The sequence below is a fragment of the Aminobacter sp. P4_H6_2 genome (genome assembly GCF_056400805.1).
Window position 1 is genome coordinate 1 of sequence record NZ_JBFUKO010000724.1, and the last position, 2,530, is coordinate 2,530.

Below are 2,530 nucleotides of genomic sequence, written 5' to 3' on the forward strand. Positions count from 1 at the left end.
CGATGATCCCGATCCTCAATCCAGGTGGGGTGCAGGAGCTGATCGACTACGGTCTCTATGGTTTTGCCCTGTCGCGTTTCGCCGGCACGTGGGCTGCGATCAAATGCGTCAAGGACAACATCGAATCCACGGCTTCCGTCGATGCGTCGCTCGAGCGTCTCAACATCGTCATCCCCGACTTCGACATGCCGCCCGGCGGGCTCAACATCCGCAATGAGCTCGACCAGCTCGGCCAGGAAGCGYGGCTTCACGAATACAAACGCGCGGCGGCTTCCGCCTTCATCCGCGCCAACGGCATCAACCGCATCGTCTATTCCGGCGGCCGCAAGCCGAAGATCGGCATCATCACCGTCGGCAAGAGTTTCCTCGACGTACGCCAGGCGCTCGACGATCTCGGCATCGACGAAAAGCGTGCCAACCAGATCGGCATTCGCCTGTTCAAGGTCGGCTGTCCGTGGCCGCTCGACATCGAACATATCCGCGACTTTGCCCGCGGACTCGAGATGATCGTCGTTGTCGAAGAGAAGCGTTCGCTGCTCGAAACCCAGGTGCGAGAGGAGCTTTACGGCACTTCGATGCAGCCCAAGGTGGTCGGCAAGAAGGACGAACGCGGCGACTGGCTGTTTCCGGCCAAGGGCGCGCTCGACCCTAACGACATCGCCATCGCGCTGGGTGAACGCATCCTCAGGGTCATCGGCCCGTCTGAGGAGATCGCCGCCCGTGTCAGCCGGCTACGCCAGTATCAGGCAATGCTTGCCGACACCAAGGACGTAGCATCGCGGACGCCGTTCTTCTGCTCCGGCTGCCCGCATAATTCGTCGACCAAGGTGCCCGAGGGCTCGATCGCCGGCGCGGGCATCGGTTGCCACTTCATGGCGTTGTGGATGGACCGCAGCACTGTCGGCTTCACTGCGATGGGTGGCGAGGGCGCGCAATGGATCGGCCAGGCGCCGTTTTCCAAGCGCGAGCACATCTTCCAGAATCTCGGCGACGGCACCTACAACCATTCGGGCACGCTGGCGATCCGCTTCGCGCTCGCCTCGGATGCCAACATCACCTACAAGATCCTCTACAACGACGCGGTCGCCATGACAGGCGGTCAGCCGCATGAAGGCAGCCTGACCGTGGACATGATTGCCCGCCAGGTACGCGCCGAGGGCGTCGAGCGCATCGCGGTCGTCACCGACGAACCCGACAAATATGGTGGGCGTTCACAGTTCCCGACAGGCGCGACGTTCCACCATCGCGACGACCTCGATCTTGTCCAGCGCGAGCTGCGCGACATCAAAGGCGTGACCGTCCTGCTCTACGACCAGACCTGTGCCGCCGAAAAACGCCGGCGCCGCAAGCGCGGCACGTTCCCCGACCCTGACAAGCGCGTGTTCATCAACGAGCTGGTCTGCGAGGGCTGCGGCGACTGTGGCGTTAAGTCGAATTGCGTGTCGATCCAGCCTGTCGAGACCGAGTTCGGCCGCAAGCGCAAGATTGACCAGTCGAGCTGCAACAAGGACTTTTCCTGCGTCAACGGCTTCTGTCCGTCATTCGTTACGATTCATGGCGCCAAGATCCGCAAGGCCGAGGGCATCGCCAGCAAAAGCGAGGCCTTGCAAGGCGTGCCCGATCCTCAGCCATTTCCGCTCAACCGCGACGGCTGGGCGGCGGTCATCGACGGTGTCGGCGGCACCGGTGTGGTCACCGTTGGGGCCGTGCTTGGCATGGCCGCACATCTCGAAGGCAAGGGCTGCGGCATGATCGACATGGCCGGTCTCGCCCAGAAGGGTGGCTCGGTATTCACCCATGTCCGCATCGCCCGTTCGCCTGACGACATCAACGCCATCCGTGTCTCTGCCGGCAAGGCCGACCTGATTCTTGGCTGCGACCTAGTCGTGTCGGGCGCCAAGAAGGTTTTGGCGGCCGTCCGCGAAAACCACACCATTTTCGTTGCCAACACCGCCGAAATCATGCCCGGCGAATTCACCCGTTCGGCCGATTTCTCGTTGCCCACCGAACGGCTCAAAAAGACCATTCGCGAGGCTGCTGGCGAGGCGAACGCGCATTTCTTCGATGCCACGCGCACGGCGTCCGCACTGTTTGGCAATTCGCTCGGTGCCAACATGTTCATGCTCGRCTTTGCCTTCCAGCATGGCGGCCTACCGCTTTCGGCCGAGGCGGTCGAAAAGGCGATCACGCTCAACGGCGAGGCAGTGGCCATGAATGTTGCTGCATTCCGCTGGGGCCGCCGTGCCGCGCATGAGCCGGAATTCGTCCGCGCGATGCTTGCCCGCTCCGGTCGCGGCGAGGAGCCTGCGATGGCTCAGACGCTCGACGAGATGATTGCGCGCCGTGCCGAATTCCTGACGTCCTACCAGAACGCATCCTATGCGGAGCGTTATGTCGGACGTATCGCCTCGATCCGCGCGGCCGAGCAGAAGGCGAAGCCGGGTTCGACCATGGTCGCCGAAGCCGCCGCGCGCTCTCTGTTCAAGCTGATGGCGATCAAGGACGAATACGAGGTCGCGCGGCTCTACAC

At 62.9% G+C, this 2,530-nt stretch carries 1 protein-coding gene; it reads left to right on the plus strand.

All coding sequences use genetic code 11. From position 1 onward, the window contains the following. A partial coding sequence (locus tag AC1DUU_RS29210; protein WP_476786817.1) for an indolepyruvate ferredoxin oxidoreductase family protein occupies positions 1 to 2,530 on the plus strand: 2,530 nt, incomplete at both ends.